The organism is Prevotella sp. DNF00663 (assembly GCF_001553265.1).
Taxonomy (GTDB): Bacteria; Bacteroidota; Bacteroidia; order Bacteroidales; family Bacteroidaceae; genus Prevotella.
Map to the genome: position 1 here is coordinate 1 of NZ_KQ960617.1, position 19607 is coordinate 19607.

Annotated in this window: 19 protein-coding genes and 4 pseudogenes; 12 read left to right on the forward strand and 11 right to left on the reverse strand. The window is 47.4% G+C overall.

Annotated elements, in window-relative coordinates:
• Positions 1-182 precede the first annotated feature (182 nt).
• Genes HMPREF3034_RS05590 through HMPREF3034_RS05600 form a run of 3 tightly spaced genes read right to left on the reverse strand, consistent with a single transcriptional unit; the run spans position 183 to position 3087 of the window.
• Positions 183-638: a gliding motility lipoprotein GldH gene (locus tag HMPREF3034_RS05590; RefSeq protein ID WP_036898351.1), complete on the reverse strand. Its 456-nt coding sequence runs from the start codon at positions 636-638 to the stop codon at positions 183-185.
• Positions 635-1915 (reverse strand): PSP1 domain-containing protein, encoded by a 1281-nt coding sequence (locus tag HMPREF3034_RS05595; RefSeq protein ID WP_062433906.1) that lies wholly within the window; start codon positions 1913-1915, stop codon positions 635-637. Before HMPREF3034_RS05595 ends, HMPREF3034_RS05590 begins: the two co-directional genes overlap by 4 nt.
• A 20-nt stretch (positions 1916-1935) precedes the next feature.
• On the reverse strand, positions 1936-3087 hold the full coding sequence (locus tag HMPREF3034_RS05600; protein ID WP_062433909.1) for a DNA polymerase III subunit: 1152 nt from the start codon (positions 3085-3087) through the stop codon (positions 1936-1938).
• 435 nt (positions 3088-3522) lie between these two features.
• Here HMPREF3034_RS05600 and HMPREF3034_RS12560 point away from each other — a divergent pair, with 435 nt between their 5' ends.
• From HMPREF3034_RS12560 to xylE, 4 genes are all read left to right on the forward strand, one after another.
• Positions 3523-3663 carry a hypothetical protein gene (locus tag HMPREF3034_RS12560; protein WP_156431049.1) on the forward strand — a complete coding sequence of 47 codons (141 nt, stop codon included), beginning with the start codon at positions 3523-3525 and terminating at the stop codon, positions 3661-3663.
• A complete protein-coding gene (locus tag HMPREF3034_RS05605; RefSeq protein WP_062433912.1) occupies positions 3653-4189 on the forward strand; it encodes a hypothetical protein in 537 nt (178 codons plus the stop codon). Before HMPREF3034_RS12560 ends, HMPREF3034_RS05605 begins: the two co-directional genes overlap by 11 nt.
• The gene (locus HMPREF3034_RS05610; RefSeq protein ID WP_062433916.1) at positions 4176-4838 is read left to right on the forward strand and encodes an ATP-binding cassette domain-containing protein; all 663 of its coding nucleotides are present in this window, start codon (positions 4176-4178) and stop codon (positions 4836-4838) included. Before HMPREF3034_RS05605 ends, HMPREF3034_RS05610 begins: the two co-directional genes overlap by 14 nt.
• A 226-nt stretch (positions 4839-5064) precedes the next feature.
• Positions 5065-6531, forward strand: a complete 1467-nt coding sequence (xylE, locus tag HMPREF3034_RS05615) for a D-xylose transporter XylE (protein ID WP_036898341.1) — start codon at positions 5065-5067, stop codon at positions 6529-6531.
• 9 nt (positions 6532-6540) lie between these two features.
• On the opposite strand, the gene HMPREF3034_RS05620 is transcribed toward xylE, so the two are convergent.
• Positions 6541-6909: a DMT family protein gene (locus HMPREF3034_RS05620; protein WP_036898338.1), complete on the reverse strand. Its 369-nt coding sequence runs from the start codon at positions 6907-6909 to the stop codon at positions 6541-6543.
• A 189-nt stretch (positions 6910-7098) separates the two neighbouring features.
• On the opposite strand from HMPREF3034_RS05620, the gene HMPREF3034_RS05625 reads away from it, so the two are divergent.
• Positions 7099-8337, forward strand: a complete 1239-nt coding sequence (locus tag HMPREF3034_RS05625; protein WP_036898335.1) for an anaerobic sulfatase-maturation protein — start codon at positions 7099-7101, stop codon at positions 8335-8337.
• Positions 8338-8360: 23 nt separating this feature from the next.
• Here HMPREF3034_RS05625 and HMPREF3034_RS05630 read toward each other — a convergent pair whose 3' ends face one another.
• Positions 8361-9242 (reverse strand): carbohydrate kinase family protein, encoded by an 882-nt coding sequence (locus HMPREF3034_RS05630; protein ID WP_036898332.1) that lies wholly within the window; start codon positions 9240-9242, stop codon positions 8361-8363.
• Positions 9243-9246: 4 nt separating this feature from the next.
• Between HMPREF3034_RS05630 and HMPREF3034_RS05635 the strand changes: the two genes are divergently transcribed.
• The 3 genes and pseudogenes from HMPREF3034_RS05635 to HMPREF3034_RS12950 all read left to right on the forward strand — a co-directional run.
• Positions 9247-9873: a MotA/TolQ/ExbB proton channel family protein gene (locus HMPREF3034_RS05635; protein ID WP_036898329.1), complete on the forward strand. Its 627-nt coding sequence runs from the start codon at positions 9247-9249 to the stop codon at positions 9871-9873.
• On the forward strand, positions 9870-10208 hold the full coding sequence (locus HMPREF3034_RS05640; protein WP_006950051.1) for a DUF2149 domain-containing protein: 339 nt from the start codon (positions 9870-9872) through the stop codon (positions 10206-10208). Before HMPREF3034_RS05635 ends, HMPREF3034_RS05640 begins: the two co-directional genes overlap by 4 nt.
• Before the next feature lie 388 nt (positions 10209-10596).
• Positions 10597-11172 (forward strand): annotated as a pseudogene (locus HMPREF3034_RS12950) (transposase); the annotation flags it as partial.
• Positions 11173-11459: 287 nt separating this feature from the next.
• On the opposite strand, the gene HMPREF3034_RS05655 reads toward HMPREF3034_RS12950, so the two are convergent.
• From HMPREF3034_RS05655 to xerA, 3 genes are all read right to left on the reverse strand, one after another.
• On the reverse strand, positions 11460-12812 hold the full coding sequence (locus tag HMPREF3034_RS05655) for a hypothetical protein (protein WP_036898322.1): 1353 nt from the start codon (positions 12810-12812) through the stop codon (positions 11460-11462).
• Positions 12813-12823: 11 nt separating this feature from the next.
• A complete protein-coding gene (locus HMPREF3034_RS05660; protein WP_062433920.1) occupies positions 12824-14224 on the reverse strand; it encodes an HmuY family protein in 1401 nt (466 codons plus the stop codon).
• Positions 14225-14950: 726 nt separating this feature from the next.
• The gene (gene xerA / locus HMPREF3034_RS05665; protein WP_036898317.1) at positions 14951-15871 is read right to left on the reverse strand and encodes a site-specific tyrosine recombinase/integron integrase; all 921 of its coding nucleotides are present in this window, start codon (positions 15869-15871) and stop codon (positions 14951-14953) included.
• A 39-nt stretch (positions 15872-15910) separates the two neighbouring features.
• On the opposite strand from xerA, the pseudogene aroQ reads away from it, so the two are divergent.
• Both aroQ and HMPREF3034_RS05675 read left to right on the forward strand, forming a co-directional pair.
• A pseudogene (gene aroQ, locus HMPREF3034_RS12260) lies at positions 15911-16327 on the forward strand (type II 3-dehydroquinate dehydratase).
• A 15-nt stretch (positions 16328-16342) separates the two neighbouring features.
• Complete coding sequence (locus HMPREF3034_RS05675; RefSeq protein WP_082721709.1) at positions 16343-17041, forward strand: O-methyltransferase; 699 nt, start codon at positions 16343-16345, stop codon at positions 17039-17041.
• Positions 17042-17109: 68 nt separating this feature from the next.
• On the opposite strand, the pseudogene HMPREF3034_RS05680 reads toward HMPREF3034_RS05675, so the two are convergent.
• Positions 17110-17364: pseudogene (locus HMPREF3034_RS05680) on the reverse strand (FtsX-like permease family protein); the annotation flags it as partial.
• Between HMPREF3034_RS05680 and HMPREF3034_RS05685 the strand changes: the two are divergent.
• Positions 17322-18077, forward strand: coding sequence for a ParA family protein (locus HMPREF3034_RS05685; protein WP_062433925.1), 756 nt, complete (start codon positions 17322-17324; stop codon positions 18075-18077). The pseudogene HMPREF3034_RS05680 and the gene HMPREF3034_RS05685 sit on opposite strands and share 43 nt — an antisense overlap.
• 223 nt (positions 18078-18300) lie before the next feature.
• On the forward strand, positions 18301-18615 hold the full coding sequence (locus HMPREF3034_RS12955; protein ID WP_231725616.1) for a hypothetical protein: 315 nt from the start codon (positions 18301-18303) through the stop codon (positions 18613-18615).
• A gap of 99 nt (positions 18616-18714) precedes the next feature.
• Here the strand turns inward: HMPREF3034_RS12955 and HMPREF3034_RS12960 are convergent.
• Positions 18715-18915: pseudogene (locus HMPREF3034_RS12960) on the reverse strand (hypothetical protein); the annotation flags it as partial.
• An 11-nt stretch (positions 18916-18926) separates the two neighbouring features.
• Complete coding sequence (locus HMPREF3034_RS05695; protein WP_062433928.1) at positions 18927-19142, reverse strand: hypothetical protein; 216 nt, start codon at positions 19140-19142, stop codon at positions 18927-18929.
• Positions 19143-19607: the final 465 nt, after the last annotated feature.

Consider the following 19607-nt stretch of genomic DNA (forward strand, 5'->3'; position numbering starts at 1 on the left):
CAGGGTGGGTCAAATTAGTGTGGCTTTTCCAAATATCGCTCATTTCCAAATCGTTACCTATACAACCAGTATTTAATCGCAGAGTATTGTGTTTTAAGCACTTAGCCCAATATCATATTTTTTTACCGGACAGCAATAAATGTATATATCCACTCTTTTTTTTGCAAAGAGTTGTTTCTATTTTATCTATTCAGCATGATGCCAATATCGCTGATGCCGGGAAGAATTTCACGCTTCATATCATGGCGTACGCTGATAGACAGGCTGTCGCCAGCGTGCAGATACATCTCCGTTACCTTGAAATGGTATTGATAATAGCTCAAACCGCGACCTTTACTGTTGCCTCGACGGTCTATCAATTCACAGTTGAGGGTATCTGATTTCACGCTACGGCCGGGGAAACGAGTCTGGTCTACAATCAGTGTCAGCTCCATAAAAGGGTACGAGCCGTTGATACGCAAGCCTAACTCAGCCTTGTACATGCCCGACTGTGCTACCGGTGGTATCTGATATTTCAGTGTGTCGTTCTTCTCCCATCCGGCAATAGGTGTATGCTCATATTTGTCATACACCTTATTTCCGGTACAAGCCGACAAGAGTGCGACTGCCACGACTATGACTGAGAGAAATCGTTTCATTGTTTTGCCGGTGTGGCGGTCTCTTGATTTCTTGTTTGTGAAGCCTGTTGAGGTTTGTTATCACGGTTTTGTCCGTTGTTCCTGTTGCCGTGATTGTTGCGATGATGACCATTCCTTGTTCCACGGTTGTCGCCATTGCGCTGTTCACCCTCTTTGGTTTGAGGTCTCGGTCTATTGTTTGGTTTGTTGTTACGCTTCTTTTTGTTACGATCAAAACGACTCAAATCGCCACCTTCCAATAAGTCTTTAGGCCGTTCGGGTTGCTTCTGCTTGTCGTCTTCCAAGAGCGATAGGGGCTTCTCTCCACGCTTGTTCATCTCGATAACTTCGCGTGCTCGCTGTGCAGAGATGGTCTCTAGATTCACGGGCATGCGTTTGTCGGTAGAGTAAGTTACCTCTCCTGCCAATATATCTTGCTTGAAAAAGTAGTAATCGCTGTCTTGTGTCTGTAGCATTACCTCCTTGCTAGGCATCTTACGCCCTGCTTCCATGTAGGTATCCACTTCGTAGTTCATGCAGCATTTCAACTTGGCGCACATGCCGGCAAGCTTCTGTGGGCTCAGTGAGATGTCTTGGTAGCGTGCAGCGTTGGTGCTTACGCTCACAAAGTTCTTCAACCATGTAGCGCAACAAAGCTCACGTCCACATGGGCCAGTACCACCGATGCGCCCTGCTTCCTGCCTTGTACCAATCTGTTTCATCTCAATACGCACGTGGAAAGTGTCGGCCAACACCTTGATAAGTTGTCTGAAGTCTACACGTTCGTCGGCAATATAGTAGAAGATAGCTTTATTTCCGTCGCCTTGGTATTCCACATCGCCAATCTTCATTTGTAGTCCTAGGTTCTTAGCTATCTGTCTACTCTGTATCATGGTGTCGTGTTCGCGACTCTTAGCTTCGTGATATTTGTCCATATCAACAGGCTTTGCGATGCGGTAGATACGCTTGATGTCGTCTGCAGACTTCAGGTTTGCTTTCTTGATTTGCAGTGTGACGAGCCGTCCTGTGAGTGTTACAGTGCCGATGTCGTGACCCGGTGTGGCTTCCACGGCCACGATGTCGCCCTTTTTCAGAGGCAGGTTGTTCACGTTATGGTAGTATCCTTTGCGCGTATTTTTGAATTGTACCTCCACCAAGTCGGTACTTTCTGCGTTGCCGGGAACGTCGGCGAGCCAGTCGTAGGTGTTCAGCTGGTTGTCTTGGCGGCCACATCCATGGCAGCTAAGCCCCCTGTCGCACCCTCTGGATATCTTGAATTTCATGTTTTTGTAGTCCATAAACAATTCTATAGTGGGTTTTATTTTCTCACGAGCAACACTATCATCTTCAGTGCAAAGTCAAAGAATACAATTTTTGCATTGGCATTTTGCCCGATGTCTCGGCGTGCTCGTTCTATTAATTCGGTAATATCTATGATGTTGGCTTCGTTGATGAAGCGTGCAAAATTCTTCGCAAAGTCCTCTTCGGCCTGCGTCATGTAGGTGAGTTCATGTATCTTGAAGTTGTACATGAAGCTCTCTCTCACCATTCGCAGACTATAAGCTAGGAGTCGACGCTGCTTCTCTCGTCCGTACGACGCTACTGCTTCGCTCCATACTTTCAACTCTTTCACGTTGCGCATGTAGGACAGTCGCATCAGCATCACGAACATGTCGAAGAATATTGCGTTCTCGTTATTGGCATCAAGTGTTTGTATTGCCTTGTGCCAACTGCCTCCGGCCATACGCGCTATACGGTAGGCTATGTCGCTCTCCAGTCCGCGTCGCTCTATCAAAGCTTGTTCTATGTCGCCCTCTTCTATTCGGTGTATGTCGATACGCTGTACTCGGCTGCGGATGGTATCGATGAGTTGGCCGGGCTCTTCGCACACGAGTATGAAGACGGTCTGCGTAGGTGGTTCCTCCAGTAACTTGAGTAGCTTGTTGGCGCATTCTGCATTCATACGCTCCGGCAGCCACATGATACACACCTTATAGCCGTTTTGGCTCGATTTCAGACTCAGTTTGTGAATCAGCGCGTCGCTCTCTCCGGCACCTATCTGCGCCTGCTGGTTGGCGGCATCCATCTGTGTCAGCCATTGGTCGATGGTGAAATAAGGTCCACGCATCATCATCTCGTGCCATTCAGTTGCGAAGTCGTCGCTCACCATCTTATGTTCCGACCCTGTGCCAGAGGGGCGAATTACGGGGTAGGAGAAGTGAAGGTCGGGATGTTCCCATACCTTTAGCATGGCTTCGGCATTGAGTGTGGCGGCTTCGTCGGTAATGATTCCCTTACCATGCTCGTCGCGCTCGCCCAAGAGATAGGATGCGAAAGCCATGGCCAGCGCCATCTTGCCACAGCCGGTCGGCCCGCATAGCATCATGGCATGGGGAATACGATGTTCCTCTACCATTTGCATGAAGCGTTGTTTGGCTTCACCTTGTCCTATGACTTCACTGAATTTCACTCTATAATTTTCTTTTATAAAAGAGGTATATTTGTGGCAAAGTTACTAAAAAGCATTGAGATAAACGAACAAAAAGAGCGAGTAGTTTGGAGTGAAAAGTAGGGAATGATGGGCGGATAGGGAAGAGTGAGTGGTTAGAAGTGATGGGTGAAGAGAACAAAAATATCTAATTTGTCTACCGATTGCGGCTCCCTCTCTGAAGGAGAGAGGCTGAGTGAGGTTGTTGCAAGGGCTTCGCAACGATGCTGGCTTGCCTTTGCAACAGTGCTGATAAGTTGAGGCAGCATTGCTGAGTCGCCATTGCAGCATTTTAAGTTTGCCAGTTTGTGAGTTTATAAGTTATTAAGTAAGGCTGTGAGTTCATGAGTTTTTGAGTTGATAAGTTGTTGAGTTTAGGATGAAAATAATGAGCTTTAAGAAGTACATAACCCTTTTATGGCGAGTAGTTGGTTGCATTGGATGGAAGTCATTGCCATACCGTTGGTGGGTGTGATGGTGGCTTGGATACCACAGGTTCATACCTCTATCGGGGGGAAGTGCACATTCTCTCTTTCCTCAGGGGAGTATGGAGTATGAGCGAGGATTGCGTGTGATGTTGCCCTTTTGGAGTGTATTGCTAGTAGGAGCAGTCGTAGGCGTGGTGAAAGACAATCCGCGCATCTCATTGGTAGCAATGCTTTTAACTCTTTTCTTGGTATATCCTGTGATGCTTAGCAATCTTGTCAACCCATTGTATATGCGCAATTACTCATCTGTAAGCAGGTTTGTGAAGACGCATATACGCCATGCAGTTGTCAATACGCTTGTTGTTTGGCTGCCGTTTGCACTAATGCTTTGTCTTGGTTATCCATTGTTGATAGGCCTGTCATTATCGGTTCAATTTTATTTGGCGACATTTTTGTTGGTGGTGCAGGTGTGTTTTTTGCGGATTCTCTGTCGTAATAATATGGTGATGGAGGGACTTCTCCTACTGGCTTTATGCCTGCTGGCTGGTTTAGTAGTATATTCTGCTTGGGGCATTGTTGTGCAATTCTTGATTGCCTGTTTGCTTTTTCAATTTTCATTATCGTCACTTAAAACTTTGATTGATGGTTATCGTTGAGCACTTGAACAAGAAATATGGTTCGCATCTCATTTTGGGAGATGTAAATTTCAGGCTCGATGCTGGTTGGGTCTATAGTATCATGGGTGAGAATGGAGCCGGGAAAAGTACGCTTTTTCGCTGTCTGATGGGGCTTGAGCGGTATGAAGGACAAGTAGAGATAGATGAAGATAAGGGAACGATAGGTTATTTGCCCGATGTGCCTTTCTATTATTCATACGTCACGGGTTACGAGTATGTGGAGTTTTGTTTGGAAGCGCAGGGAGTAAAAGCGAGCAGACAAGAAATTGATGAAGCTAATGTACTGTTACGATTGCCACTCGACCGATATGCCACGCGATATTCGTTAGGCATGCAGAAACGGTTGGCGTTGCTCGCTCTCATGCTCCAACGCAACCTTGTTTATATACTTGATGAACCTTTTAATGGCATGGATATGCCGGGAACGCTCATCTTGAAGCGGTGGATAAACGAACTTCGACAACGCGGATGTACCATACTTTTTTCCTCACATATCATTTCTTCGTTGACTGATGTGTGCGATGAGATATTCTATCTGTACCAAGGTAGTATCGCACGATGCTATGTAGACGAGTCGGCCGAAGCCATAGAGCAAGACATGATGGATTACTTCTTGAAGGCGAAGTGAACAAAATATGAGATGAGAAGTGTCAGATAAGTCCTTGATAAAGAGGTGGTAATAAGCCGTTTTGTTTCCGAAACCGTCATTTCCGAAACCGTTGTTTCGATAAATTTGTTTACAATGGAAATAGAGAGGTTATCGGTTCTTAGGCAAATCATTGCAATATGTCAAGGGGATTTGCCTTGCTGAATCGTATTATGAACTGTAACTAAGCAATTTAAACCTAATAGATATGACACAAAATTCGCAAGGCTCTAAAGCCTACCTAGTTTCTATTGTGATGGTCGCTGTACTTGGTGGCCTGCTTTTTGGCTATGATACGGCAGTTATTTCGGGTGCGGAGAAAGGCTTACAGGCCTTCTTTATGAATGCTACCGACTTCGTTTATGGTGACGCATGGCACGGTTTTACGTGTGCAAGTGCATTGATAGGCTGTATTATTGGTAGTGGATTATCGGGTTTGTTGGCCTCTAACTGGGGACGTAAGCGCTCACTTATTTTTGCCGGTATCATGTTCTTCATCTCGGCTTTGGGCAGTATGTATCCCGAATTCTTGTTTTTCGACTACGGAGAGCCATCACTTAGTCTGCTCATCTCGTTTAATATCTATCGCGTGATAGGCGGTGTGGGCGTCGGATTGGCGTCGGCTATCTGCCCAATGTATATCGGTGAGGTGGCTCCTTCTAACATTCGAGGAATGCTCGTAAGTTGGAATCAGTTTGCCATTATCTTTGGTCAGCTGGTCGTTTACTTCGTTAATTTCATGATATTGGGCAGTCATGCCAATCCCGTTATCGAACTTGTGAACGGTGTAAACCAAGTGGTGAACGGCGAAGCAGCCTCTTGGACCATCGCAACCGGATGGCGTTATATGTTCGGAAGTGAGGCTGTACCGGCCGGATTGTTTGCTTTGCTCATCTGTTTTGTGCCGGAAACACCTCGTTATTTGGTGATGGTGGGTCGCGACGAACGTGCTTTGGGTGTGCTGAGTCGTATCAATGGCAGCGAACAAGCTGCTTTGATACTCAATGATATTAAGAATACTATCAGTGAGAAAACCGAACGTTTGTTCTCTTATGGATTCCTTTGTATTTTCATCGGCATCATGCTGAGCGTGTTCCAACAGGCTGTAGGCATCAATGCCGTGCTGTATTATGCACCTCGTATCTTTGGTGATATGGGCATGGATAACCCGATGGTGCAGACCGTTATCATGGGTATTGTGAATATTCTCTTTACGTTGGTGGCCGTATTCACGGTGGAGAAGTGGGGGCGCAAGCCTCTGCTGATAACCGGTAGTATCGGTATGGGCATCGGAGCGTTTGGTGTTGCGCTCACATTCGGCAATGTCTCGCTGCAGATTATCACCATGTTAAGCATCATGGTTTACAGTGCTTCGTTCATGATGTCGTGGGGACCAATCTGTTGGGTACTCATCGCTGAGATCTTCCCCAATACTATTCGAGGCAAAGCGGTGGCTATAGCGGTGGCTTTTCAGTGGATATTCAACTGGATAGTAAGCAGTACTTTCGTTCCAATGTTTAATATGCACCTGACTCCGGGAGACGACTTTGGACACTGGTTCACCTATGGTCTCTATGGCGCTATTTGTGTAATTGCAGCTATTTTCGTTTGGCGACTGGTTCCGGAAACCAAGGGTAAGACCCTTGAAGAGATGGGCAAGTTGTGGAGAAAGTAGGTTTTTGGTCTATTTGAATACCAAGTAGACCGCTAAGATGAGGCAGCCGAAAGCTGCATAGTGGTTCCAATGAAAGGTCTCGCCTTTGAAAAAGAGTACGGTAAAGACGGTGAACACGGTAATGGACAGTACTTCTTGCACTACTTTTAATTGCAAAAGTGTGAAGTGCCCTCCATTACCTTGGAAGCCGTATCTATTGGCCGGAACCTGACATATATACTCGATGAGTGCCAACATCCAACTTAGTAGGATGACAAAGATGAGTGGCGTAGCGTTTGAGAGGAGTTTCATCTCTTGCAATTTAAGGTGTCCGTACCATGCAAAGGTCATGAATATGTTGGACACCAAGAGCAGAAATATTGTAAGATATGGATTCATAACAATTTAAATTTTGACTTGCAAAAATAGATAAAAACGATGAAATAGCAAAAAGGGACTTCTGTTTGTTGAAGCCGGTAGAATTATGTGGAACGCATGGAAAGACCAGATACAATAATCATGTGGGTGCACTAAAAACCTTTAAAAAGTGTGTAAACAAGAAACTTATGCTTATTTTTGCAGCTATCTATGACAACAATATCACCTTTTTCACGACCTTTATACGTCATGCTCAAGCCTGTTGGTTCGCATTGTAACTTGGCTTGTGAGTATTGTTACTACCTTGAAAAGTCGAAATTGTATCCCGATTACTCCAAGCAAATGATGACTGACGAGTTGTTGGAGAAGTTTACAGAGGAGTTTATTGGTGCTCAAACCATGAACGAAGTGCTGTTCCAATGGCATGGTGGCGAACCGCTGATGAGGCCATTGTCGTTTTATAAACGAGCATTGGAGTTGCAGAAAAAGTATGCCGGAGGCCGTAAGATAGACAATGTGTTGCAGACCAACGGTACATTATTGACCGATGAGTGGTGTAAATTCTTGCATGATAACAACTTTCTTGTGGGCGTTTCGATAGATGGGCCGCAAGAATTTCACGACGAATTCCGCAAGTCGCGCTCCCGAAAACCATCGTGGGCGCAGGTAATGAAAGGCATCCGACTGCTCAATAAGTGGGATGTGCAATGGAATGCGATGGCTGTTGTGAATGAATTCAACGCTGATTATCCGCTTGAGTTTTATCGTTTTTTCAAAGAGATAGGAGCACATTATATTCAGTTTGCGCCTATTGTGGAGCGTCTTGTGAAGTATCCTGCACCCGAAAAACCGAATGAACCGGAGGCTGCCAAGCGTCATTTGGCTCATATGTTGGACACGAATGCTCCGTTAGCTGACTTCTCTGTATCGCCAAAGCAGTGGGGTAGATTCCTATGTACGCTGTTCGATGAGTGGGTAAAGCAAGATGTGGGCGAGTATTTCGTTCAGATCTTTGATGCCACACTGGCCAATTGGGTGGGCGAGATTCCCGGTGTATGTACCATGGCACAGCGTTGTGGGCATGCAGCCTGTATGGAGTTTAATGGCGATGTGTACTCTTGCGACCACTTTGTGTTCCCGGAATTCAAGCTTGGAAACATCCATGAGCACTCGTTGGTAGAGATGCTTTATGGCGAACGACAGCAACGTTTCGGTGATATTAAGCAGCAGTTGCCCCGTCGTTGTATGGAGTGTGAGTGGAAGTTTGCTTGTAATGGCGAGTGCCCGAAGAACAGATTTGTGAAGATTGCGGCTGGTGAGCCGGGCCTAAACTATCTATGTGAGGGATATAAGATGTTCTTTAACCATGTCGCACCCTACATGGATTTCATGAAAAAGGAGTATGAGAATGGCCGTCCACCGGCTAATGTGATGAAATTTAGACCGTAGATAGCGTTGTTATAGTAAGCGTATTATGCTTTCAAATTAGTGAACTTCTTTGGCAAAACAGGCATGGCACCGTTTTGGGTACATACGTATGCACTTACTTCTACGGCTAACTTGTGAGCCTCTGTAACACTCTTGCCGGCCAAGATAGCCGCACAGAAGGTGGCGGTAAATGAATCTCCCGCGCCAACAGTATCGGCAACGTCTACCTTTAGCGTCTCTAGGAACGATACATTACTAGGTGTAAATACGTAACTTCCGTCTGCTCCACAGGTAAGTATCAGCATGTTGAGATTGTAATGATTTAGAATCAAGCGGCATTTGTCCTTAATATTAAGCTTTGAACAACCTAGAAGTTGACCAATGATAACCAATTCTTCATCGTTGATTTTGAGCACATTACAGAGGTGTAGAGACTCTTTGATAATTTCAGCAGTATAGAAATTTTGTCGAAGATTGATGTCGAAGATACGTAAACAGTTGTTAGGTGTGATGTTGATAAATCGTTGAATGGTGTTGCGAGAGCCGGAACTGCGCTGCGCAAGCGAGCCCCAACATACGGCACGAGCATTCTGTGCGAGGCTAATCATTTCCGGTGTCAGCGGTATATTGTCCCATGCCACATCCTCACGAATATCGTATGTGGGTACACCTTGGGCGTCGAGCTCTACTTGTACGATGCCTGTAGGGTAGTCAACACGTGGCATCAGATACTTCAAGTCTTTGCTTTCGAGAGCTTTGATAGTCTCATCGCCGAGCGCATCTTTGCCTAATGCACTGACAGCTTTGGTCTCTAAACCGAATTGCCCTACGTGGTAAGCGAAGTTAGCAGGTGCTCCTCCCAGCTTCTTCCCTTCGGGTAGTACGTCCCAAAGAACTTCTCCCAGTCCGATAATTGCTCCGTCCATAACGTTGAAAGACTGTGTTTCTCGTTTTGAATATATATCACATGCCCTTTTCGGGATAGCCAACAGTCTGCTGATTCCCGACATCATCTTGTTGATTCTCTTCTTTCTGCGCGCCCTTGTGCTGCTTGGCGGCACTTACAATGGCTTCATGCTGCGCCGCAGAAACAATCAGTGCTTCAACCATCTCATAAAAGACCTTACCCCCGACGGTATCGAAAACCTCAAGGAAAGCCTGCCGCAGAAGACCGACTCCTTGTACGTCCGTTATCTGAAAGACATGCTCGACAACGGCAAAGACCATGAGGACTATACCGACTATCTCATCACCCAATATGAAACTGAGAGTGTCAAGGAGGTGAATCTATCGCGCCTGCTGGCCAAGTTAGGCCCTGTTCTCGGACTTATCGGTACGCTTATCTCCATGAGTCCTGCACTGGTAGGTCTCTCGACCGGCGACATCTCCGGCATGGCCTACAACATGCAAGTGGTCTTTGCCGCAACGGTCGTGGGTCTGGTCATCAGTGCCGTAGGCCTATTTACCCTACAGTTGAAACAACGATGGTTCTCTCAAGACGTAAACAACCTCGACTACGTAGCGCGCATACTGAATCAAAAGGAGGAACACCCATGAGCCGCAGGAGAAGAGGTAGCCGTCTTTTAGTAGATGATGATGCCGACCCGCTGAGCGTGGTTGTCAATCTGTTCGACGTGGCCATGGTGTTTGCCGTCTCTCTGATGGTGGCCATGGTGATGCACATGAATATGACCGAGGTTTTCGGAAATGAGGACTTTACTGTGGTCAAAAACCCAGGAAAGGACAATATGGAGATAATTACAAAGCAAGGAAAGCAGATAAACACGTATAAAGCCTCGGGAGAGACCACTGATAACAATGGTGCGAAAGGTAAACGGTTAGGCACTGCTTACCAGCTGGAAAACGGACAAATCATTTATGTGCCCGAGTAAGCACACTGTCCTCGCTCCTTTCCTGTCATAACGTATGGCTATTTGAACGTTTACCAAAGGCACGGAAGATCCCTGAAAGTGTTGCACGATAGGGTGCATGGATGCCCTGTTGCCGCCCTGCGATGTATGGGGCAAGTGCTGAAGCACTCGTTTTGCAAGACACATCAATACCTTATTATCATGGTGTGGGGTGCAATGTAAGTGCCGGCAGCGTATGATTGCGCAGTACCTCAAATGCGAAATATAGTGGTACGAGGTGTAATGTAAGCTCTGCAAGAGTGCAATATGGGCCCTCTACAAAACTATCACCCACGGATTCGTTCATGTCAAAAATAGTCAGTACCTTTATATTATGAAATAGAGGCCATCGTCTCCCAGTTTTGCCAACCTGCTCCTCGGTCAGCGCAAAGGTCAAGCAGGCCTTCTTCTTCCAGATAGACAGGATAATCGACTGGATTCCCATACGAAGCATTATAGCAATCGCCTATACCAAGGGCCATAAATCAACAGGTCGCCCGAGTTATGACGGCTTGGTTTTATTCAAGACCAAACTTCTGCATACATAGTATGGACTGAGTGACGGTGAAGTTGAGGAGGAGGTGAACGATCGCCTCTCTTTCAACCGTTTCGTCGGTTTGGTATGGAAGACACTGCTCCCAACAGCACGACTGTCTGCCGTTTTCGGAATACACTGGTAGAGGCCGGCCTGTACGATATGATTCTCGATGAAATGAACCGTAAACTTGAAGAGAAAGACACTATCGTCAGGAACGATGCCATCGTAGAGACAAGTATTATAGACACTCCCCATCGTCCTCGTGGGTATAGGAAATATGAGGTGATGGAAGACTGTAATGAGGAGGACGGCCGAGAAACCTTGCAAGAAGCAATGCTTAAGGAAGTTATCAAATCCAATGTGGACGGGGATGCCCGATGGAATGTACGTTGTCAAACGAAAGTGCACAACTGCAAATATAGTTATTTACTCTGATATTTCATTGTTTTTAATGGCTTAAATGAGCGATCTTATGACCGATTGGTGTTCAACCCCAAAGGAACGACAGACCGACTGCTCAATCCTTCTGTCACTCTTTTGAGGTTTATCGTTTTATTGACTGTTCACGAGGACGATGCTTCCGCTTGTTTCCGTCCGTCGTCTTCCACTCTTACAGGTCTGATTGTATCACGATATTCTTCTATCGACCCCATGCTCTCTTATGACCGTTGGGTGATTGTGTTTTCTCTCTTCTTCTATTGCATTTTTAGAGTTACTTTGGCAGGGTACACGCGTGAGGGGTCGCCGAAGAGTGCCGTTGATTCCACCATCGTACCTACATTGGGGGTTATTTTATCATGGAAAACAGTCTTCCCGTTATACGTTACCTCTATGGGACGCGAGAAATCCACCTCGCTGATGTAGAGACAGAAGCTGCCCCCGACCTTCCCTTGGCTTGTTTTGGTTTCCACGACAAAGCGGTTTCCATCGTGCTGTACGTCGAAGAACAGACTGCTCCCTTTCTCGGGTTGCAGGTTTTGAAAGCCGAGATAATACACGCCGGCAGCATAGCTGTCTTTGCCGTCGAGGTCGTAATAGCGGTAAGTTATCCGTTTCGGATAGTGCCTTCGTGTGTAGTTCAACAGCCATGGAATTACTTTCGTATAATCTATTTCATGGCCTTGTCTTGCCTGCAGATTCACTTCGTGCACAAAATCTTCCGGCCACTGCTCATGCAGAGCTTTCATTTCGAGTTGCCAGATACCTGCGTAGTCGGCACGACCATATTGATAGTCCTTCTCGCCCACTTCCATTCTGAAAGCCGTATTGCGGTAATTCTGTGCCTCTCCATTTATTTTCTCGGCAGCGGCCATCGGGCCTACGCCGGCAAAATAGTCGGGCATGAAGATGCCGAGCCGCAGACTTCCGTACCCGCCTTCAGAGATACCGGTGAGATATACCTTGTCGGGATTCACCAACCCGCTAAGTACTGCCGCCTGTATCGCTTGCTTGAAAGCCACGCGCTTAGGCAGGAAATACCATCGTCCCTTGCGGTCGTCAGGCATACGGGGCACCATATAGGCCACGGGTTGTCCCTCTTGGAACACGCGATGGGCAAGGTCGAAGTTGATTTCAAACTCCTCCGTGTTAATCAGACTTTCCCACGGCCCGGGCGCATCGGCATATAAACCGCCGCCATGAAGGTGGATAATCAGCGGATAACCTCTGGCAGGACGGACTCCTTTGGTAAAGAGGCGCACTTTCATGCGTTCCTTTTCGGGTATTTCCCATACCGTTTCTTTATACGTTGCGTTCATTCCTGCGAAGTCGAAAACGCGTGTCCATCCCGTGTGCGCCTGCTTCCAAAGTTCCCAAATGCGACGTTGCTGCGTACCGACATCAGCCGGTTCTATCTTCTCACGATACATTCCGACCGATGGGGCGGCAGGTATCTCGGCGTCGGATATGCTCCGATAATAACTGATAATCTCGCTATCCGTGGCCGGAACTACAGGAGTATCCTCCTGTTCGGACTGCTTACAGGAAGCGCCGAGCAAGAGGATACCACAGAAAAACACGTACAGACAAATGCTATATCTGTGTCTCATACTGTTCTCAATTAAGGATTGTCAGTGGATTCTTGAAAGTATTTCTTGTCGTCTGCTGCCCATCCCCATGCTTTGATGTAAGCATCGATGGTACCTTTCGGCACAATGAAGTGGAGGAACACGTTGCCTTTGGCATCATCGAACTGAAGGTCTGAGAAAGCATCGTAGGGACTTGTCGCCTTTTGGGGTGGTGTCGTTCCTTTGAAAACGATTTCTTTCAATGCTTTGTCATAGAGGAATGCGCCGGCCTTTATTTCCTTTACGGCTGCCGGAATCACTACTTTTTGCAGTTTTTTGCAGCTCATCAGACAGTGTTTGGATATGATCTGCACTTTCTCGGGGAAAGCGAACTCCTCCAGACCTGCACCTTGGAACGCGCCCTCACCAATGGTCAGCACCGATGAAGGCAATGTGATTTTGCGCAGTTTGGGCAGACCCGTAAAACCTTCTGCTTGAATATTCTCCAGCGAATTGCCGGGGAATACGAGCTCTTCGAGGTTGCTCATGTAGATAAACCACGGCCAAGCACCGGCAATACTCTGCAGGTTGGCGGGGGCAATGAGCTTCTTGATGTTCCTGAAGTCTTTAAAACCGGCACTTTCATCCGATAGTTTCAGCGTAGCGCCGCTGATGTCGAGCACCTCGAGTGTTTTGGTTTGTTTCAGTGTATCGAGGTCTTCGTCGTTGATATTGCCGCTTTTGATGGTGAGGTAACGCAACTCTTTCACATTGCTCTTCTTGAGTAGCTCGGTCAGTTTACCGGCTTCCAGCTGCTCTACCACTAATTCTCCGGGGGCAAGTGCATTGGTTCCTGTCTCGTCAATATATGCATACTTGAATTGGATATTTCCTAAAGTGCCGTCGGCTCCATGATGGTTTGTGAACTGGAGTTTCACGTAATGACCGTCTGCTGTGCGCACAATATATACCGTAGGCTTTACAGACAGCGACATACCCTTCATGGTATACCATTCCGTAAAGGCGGGGTTACACATCTTTTCCACAGTAACAGGGGGCATACTGCGCAACGACATGACATTCATTTTCCTGTCGGTAAGCCATTCGTTCTTAGCGCCTCCCTCTAAGAAGGGTTTCACTGTTTTCACAGCATCAAAGTCCGTGTATCGTGTCACGTAGACGGCACCGTTGTTGGTGCGACCGTTCAGCATGTCGAAAGCGATGTCCCAGCTCTTCGTTCCCGATGTTTCTGCCGCTGTTGCATCTACCATTTGGTTTGTGGCAAACGAGAAATAAGCGAAGCCGCTCTTAGTCATTTTCAGTTCCGTGCTGACCGTTCCTTGCGGACGAGGCGAGGGAGTGGGGTCGTCATCATGCGAACATGCGGTGAAAAAGAACACGCCGCACATCAAAGCACCAGCAATGCTGGATGATTTTACAAAAGTTTTCATCATGTAATGTTTGGATAATGTAAATAATTAAATGGGTTTGTCTTACGGCGCAAAATTAGATCTTTACCGTCAGTATCACAATACCTAAAAATCGGTATTCGGCCAATGCTCGTATATATAATAAAGGTAATACGACATGAAAAAGTCGTGGAAATCCTCAATAATAGGGAGGTAAGACGATGGCCGGGATGTGGTGAGAGATGAAAAGTTTTGTTGTTTCCGAGGAAAACCGCATTTTTGCACCATTCATTTATTAAAAACAAGCAATCATGGTCGTTTTCTATGAGCGACAACGGCTTTTCTCTCTAGGGAGAAACGCAGAAAACGGGTGATTTTGATTTTCCCCAGGGTGGGGAAACGCAAAAAATGGGTGATTCTGACTTTCCCCAGGGTGGGGAAAGCCGGTTTTTTCCGTTTTTTGATGATTCTGCCCACGGAATTTGCAGTTTTCGTCGATTTCTGATGATTCTGTCCACAGAATTTGCAGTTTTCGCTGTTTTTTGACGATTCCGTCCACGGAATTCGCAGTTTTCAGCGATTTCTGATGATTCCGTCCACGGAATTTGCAGTTTTTTCCGTTTTTTCGCTCGTCGGGGTGCCCCGAAACACAGTTTCTGCTGTTTTTCGCTCGTCGGGGTGCCCCGAAACGTTGTTTTTCATCGAGCAGCAGCCATGAAAGACAATGTGGCTTGTGGCACTTCGCTTTGGAACGCACAAGAAGTCCCCCGCCTAAGAATCGGACGACGCCATATTCCTCGGATGATGCCGGAGGATCTCATCCCGCAAGGTTTTTGTATCAATATGGGTATAAATCTCGGTCGTGCTGATATCTTCATGCCCCAGCATCGCCTGTATGGCCCTCAGATCGGCTCCGCCCTGCAACAGGGCCGTGGCAAACGAATGGCGCAGCGTATGGGGAGAGATCTTCTTGCGAATGCCTGCATCGCGAGCGGCTCGCGTAATCATGATGAAGATCATGGTGCGCGTAAGATGATGCCCGCGGCGATTCAGAAATACATAGTCTTCCTCGCCCGGCTGAATGGCGAGCTGCACACGATCAGCAAACCAGAGCTGGAGCTCCTTGATGGCCTTCTGCGAAATCGGGATAAGGCGTTCCTTCTTTCCCTTGCCTAACACGCGCACAAATTGCTCCTCCAGAAAAAGCTGAGAGAGCCTGAGAGCCACGAGCTCCGACACGCGGAGGCCACACGAGAAAAGCATTTCTATGATCGCTTTATTGCGCTGCCCCTCTGGCTTGGAAAGATCCAGTGCAGCCTCCATGCGATCCACCTCCTCTTCAGAGAGCACCTCGGGCAGATGCTCGCCCAGGCGGGGCGATTCAAGAAGTTCCGTAGGATCCTTCTCCAAGAATCCATCCAGCAACAAAAAGCGATAGAACGCGCGCACGCCGCTCAATATACGGGCCTGCGAAGAGGCCCCGATTCCTTTCTCTCGCAACAAGATGACAAACGTCTCCAAGTCTTCCAACTGCAAACGAAGAAGATCTTTCTCATGCTCCCTACAGAATTCCAACAGATGCGCCAGATCATTCCGGTAAGCCTCTACGGTGTTTGCGGAATAACTCCTTCCCAACTTCAGATGCCGCAAGTAGAGCTTCATTATATCAATGGAAGATTTGTCCCTTTGCATTTTATTTGCTATATTTGCTCGCAAAAATACAAGAAAATTATGAGAATACAAATTATAAACGGACCGAACCTAAACCTTTTGGGCGTGCGTGAACCGGAAATCTACGGACAGTAATCTTTTGAAGACTATTTCGGAAAGCTCACCGCGCAGTATCCGGACATTCAATTCTCCTATTTCCAGAGCAACATAGAGGGCGAACTCATCAATAAAATGCAAGAAGTAGGATTCGATTTCGACGGCATCGTCTTGAATGCAGGCGCCTACACACACACCAGCGTGGCCCTGCAAGACTGCATACGGAGCCTGAAAACACCCGTAATAGAAGTCCACATCAGCAACGTTGCCACACGCGAAGGATTTCGCCAACAATCGCTCATCGCCCCAGCCTGCAAAGGCATAATCGCAGGATTCGGACTCGATAGCTATCGACTGGCCGTAGAATCCTTTCAGAAATAAGAAAAAGGCAAACCCATGAGCAACGGCAAACAAAACAACTCCATCACCCAAGGCACAACAGCCGTTGGCACAGAAGCCTCTGCAAGAGAAACGCTCGACGACTACATCCTCTCCCACATAGACCCGGAAAGCAACTATCTACACAACCTTTGGAGAGCCACCCACGTAAAAACCGTGCACGGAAGAATGGCCAGCGGACACCTGCAAGGTCGCCTACTCAAGATGCTGGTAGAGATGATCCGCCCCAAAAACATACTCGAAGTAGGAACATTCAGCGGCTATAGCGCACTCTGTATGGCAGAAGGACTCCCACCGGAAGGTAAACTTTATACGCTGGAAATCAATGACGAGATGGAAGACTTCGCGCGGCCATGGATAGAAGACTCTCCTTACGCCGACAAGATTGAATTCATCATAGGCGATGCCAACCAACTGATTCCAGAGCTGGGCATTACCTTCGACATGGCTTTTATCGACGGCGACAAGCGCTCATACAAAGAAACTTATGAGAAGGTGTTGGCCGCCATACGACCCGAAGGCTTTATCCTTGCCGACAACACGCTATGGGACGGACATGTCATTGACCCTGCCTATGATGACGACCGACAAACTCTGGGCATCCGAGATTTCAATGAATTCGTAGCCAAAGACAACAGGGTGGAAAAGGTCATACTACCCCTGAGAGACGGACTGACCCTCATCAGAAAGAAATAAAACATCCGAAGAGAAAAGACCTCGTATCTATAAGCAATCCCCGAGGAAACATCCCCTAAAAGCCCGTATCAATCGCCCAGCAGCCTTTTGCCCAATGCGCGCACCGGATACCACACCGCAAGCCAACCCACAGTAATCACCGTAACAAAGACAAAGGCTACATCCGTGTAGTGAACACTTATCGGATAAGCATTGACGATAAAAGATCCTTCACTATCACCCAAATGCACAAAGCCGTAAGTCTGCTGCAACCAACAAAGCAATAAACCAATCAAAACTCCTGCTACGGCACCTATTACAGCTATCATTCTTCCCTCAAAAAGGAGGGGCAGGCAAAACGACGTTCACGGTACTCGTGGCAAGCTACCTGCATTATGTAAAAGGGTATGACGTCGCCGTCATCGACTGCGACTTCCCCCAGTACAGCATCCATGACATGCGCAAGCGCGACATGGACAGGATTTCAAAGGACGATTACTACAAGGTGCAGGCTTTCGAGCTGATTAAGACGCTCCAAAAGAAGCCCTATATCATCGAGTGCAGCAGGGCCGAGGATGCCATTGGTAAAGCCGAAACGTTGCAGGCTTCGCTGCCGTTGGACTTCATCTTCTTCGACCTGCCCGGCACCGTCAACAATGCCGAGGTGGTGAGCACCCTGTCGCGGATGGACTATATCTTCACGCCCATCATCGCCGACCGCGTGGTGATGGAAAGCTCCATCAAGTTCGCCACTGTCATCAACGAGCAGATGGTCGTCACGGGCAGGTCGGACATCAAGGGGATTTACCTGATATGGAACATGGTAGACGGACGCGAAAAGACGGAGCTTTACGACATCTATGAAAAGGTGTGCGCGGAGTTTGCCCTGCCCGTACTCAAGACCTTCCTTCCCGACAGCAAGCGGTTCAGAAAGGAGTCGGAGACTGGTCGCAGGAGCGTGTTCCGCTCGACGATTTTCCCGCCCGACAAGGTACTTGTCAGGGGCAGCAACATTGACGCCCTGACCGATGAAATCCTTTCTCTCATCCATTCGTAAACTTCACCATCATGGCACGAAAGACAAAAGCCTCGGATATCGACAGCAATTTCATCATCAATGCATTCAGGCGCGATGACATGAGCATCCCGCTGGAGGCCTCGATGAAATATTTACCGACATCAAGATAAATGACGTTGCAGGTGAAAACGAAGACGCAGAGGACGATGAGCCCGATACACCTGCGGCAAAGGGAACGAGCTTCGAGGACATCGACAGGGCGGTGAAGTCCGTGAGAAAGCCCGAGGCGAACGAAGCAGAAAAGCTCCACGCCGGCAAGACCTTCAAGGACATCGCCGAGACGGAACTCTTTCAAAAGATCACCGAGAGCTTCGCCGGCATTTCCGACAGGGTCAACGAGGTTATCGACCTCTATACCGCCCGTGCCGCAGAGGCAAAACCGCTCGTCCTGCCCGCGCGCATCGAAGACTTCGATATCCGCGTTTTGTATAACCCGTTAACAAGAAACGACAATGAAAGAAAAAGACTACGGATAAGGTGCACCTGCTGCCACTATATCCACAAGAAAGTTAAGTAAGACAATTTCAATTCAACCCCGACGGGCGGTGTATGACCGTTTTTCATGCACGCCCGTCACCAAACAACGTTTTATGAACAACAAGCAAAAACCATTTCTCTCGCATTCTGTGTTGGGACTGACCATTTCAAAGTAGAATGCGATAAACTCTTTTCTTGCTTCTCTGCGCAACTCCTTATACAAGATTTTCAGTTGCGAATGGTTACCGTTGATGTAGGTTTCATACATATACTCGAAGATGTCGTTCACTTCGTAGTATCGGCATTGCTGGCTGGGTGTCTTACTGTGTCTTATTTTTATCTTGAATTATGTTATAGGGTGAATATCCAAAGAATAAGGGCGAGAATACTTACGAGGGTGAGCACGTAGAGGACTATTGCCCAAAGGGTGCGGAGAATGCCTGTGAAGACTTCCGCAAGCAAACCGACAACCACACCGACCGCTCCAAAGACGATGCTTATAACGCTTGTGAGCAGCAGGCGAAGGGTTGCGCGCAAGGCTCGGTGAATGTTGATTGACTTTTTCATTTTATTTGAGTTTTTAATGTTTAATGCGGATCCAAGAGCTTGAGGGAGTTGAGTTTCACTGCTTATCTGTCTCTCGTTTATCCGACATTTTTTTTAATGCGTCTTCCTGTCGCATCGGTCGTTTTCGTTTCAGGTGCCTCACAAAGGTAGGGATGAGCGAATGCAAGGTTTTTGAGGGAAAATACTACCCAGAGCAAAACGCAGTGGAGCGTAGGCGTGGAGATTTTCTCCAAAACCGAAGGCACCGACCTTGCAGTAGCGTAGCATGCCGGAATTACCTTTGCGCCTGAACGGGGACGACCAGCGGATGCGATACGGTGAAGACCGCATCGAAATGGAGGTAAACGGAAAAGAGACAGATTCGGATGAAAAAGTAAAAAATCTGATTGCATGCCATACAATCAGATAGTAAAAAGCGTAATGAAGCGGGCATGTAAAAGCCACCTATAGAAGACAAAGACGGAA

What these genes read in the sequence shown, in the direction of transcription:
- HMPREF3034_RS05590 (WP_036898351.1), bottom strand. Translation starts at nt 638, where the DNA reads ATGAAACGATTTCTCTCAGTCATAGTCGTGGCAGTCGCACTCTTGTCG.
- HMPREF3034_RS05595 (WP_062433906.1), bottom strand. Translation starts at nt 1,915, where the DNA reads ATGGACTACAAAAACATGAAATTCAAGATATCCAGAGGGTGCGACAGG.
- HMPREF3034_RS12560 (WP_156431049.1), top strand. Translation starts at nt 3,523, where the DNA reads ATGGCGAGTAGTTGGTTGCATTGGATGGAAGTCATTGCCATACCGTTG.
- HMPREF3034_RS05605 (WP_062433912.1), top strand. Translation starts at nt 3,653, where the DNA reads ATGGAGTATGAGCGAGGATTGCGTGTGATGTTGCCCTTTTGGAGTGTA.
- HMPREF3034_RS05610 (WP_062433916.1), top strand. Translation starts at nt 4,176, where the DNA reads ATGGTTATCGTTGAGCACTTGAACAAGAAATATGGTTCGCATCTCATT.
- xylE (WP_036898341.1), top strand. Translation starts at nt 5,065, where the DNA reads ATGACACAAAATTCGCAAGGCTCTAAAGCCTACCTAGTTTCTATTGTG.
- HMPREF3034_RS05620 (WP_036898338.1), bottom strand. Translation starts at nt 6,909, where the DNA reads ATGAATCCATATCTTACAATATTTCTGCTCTTGGTGTCCAACATATTC.
- HMPREF3034_RS05625 (WP_036898335.1), top strand. Translation starts at nt 7,099, where the DNA reads ATGACAACAATATCACCTTTTTCACGACCTTTATACGTCATGCTCAAG.
- HMPREF3034_RS05630 (WP_036898332.1), bottom strand. Translation starts at nt 9,242, where the DNA reads ATGGACGGAGCAATTATCGGACTGGGAGAAGTTCTTTGGGACGTACTA.
- HMPREF3034_RS05640 (WP_006950051.1), top strand. Translation starts at nt 9,870, where the DNA reads ATGAGCCGCAGGAGAAGAGGTAGCCGTCTTTTAGTAGATGATGATGCC.
- HMPREF3034_RS05655 (WP_036898322.1), bottom strand. Translation starts at nt 12,812, where the DNA reads ATGAGACACAGATATAGCATTTGTCTGTACGTGTTTTTCTGTGGTATC.
- HMPREF3034_RS05660 (WP_062433920.1), bottom strand. Translation starts at nt 14,224, where the DNA reads ATGATGAAAACTTTTGTAAAATCATCCAGCATTGCTGGTGCTTTGATG.
- xerA (WP_036898317.1), bottom strand. Translation starts at nt 15,871, where the DNA reads ATGCAAAGGGACAAATCTTCCATTGATATAATGAAGCTCTACTTGCGG.
- HMPREF3034_RS05675 (WP_082721709.1), top strand. Translation starts at nt 16,343, where the DNA reads ATGAGCAACGGCAAACAAAACAACTCCATCACCCAAGGCACAACAGCC.
- HMPREF3034_RS05695 (WP_062433928.1), bottom strand. Translation starts at nt 19,142, where the DNA reads ATGAAAAAGTCAATCAACATTCACCGAGCCTTGCGCGCAACCCTTCGC.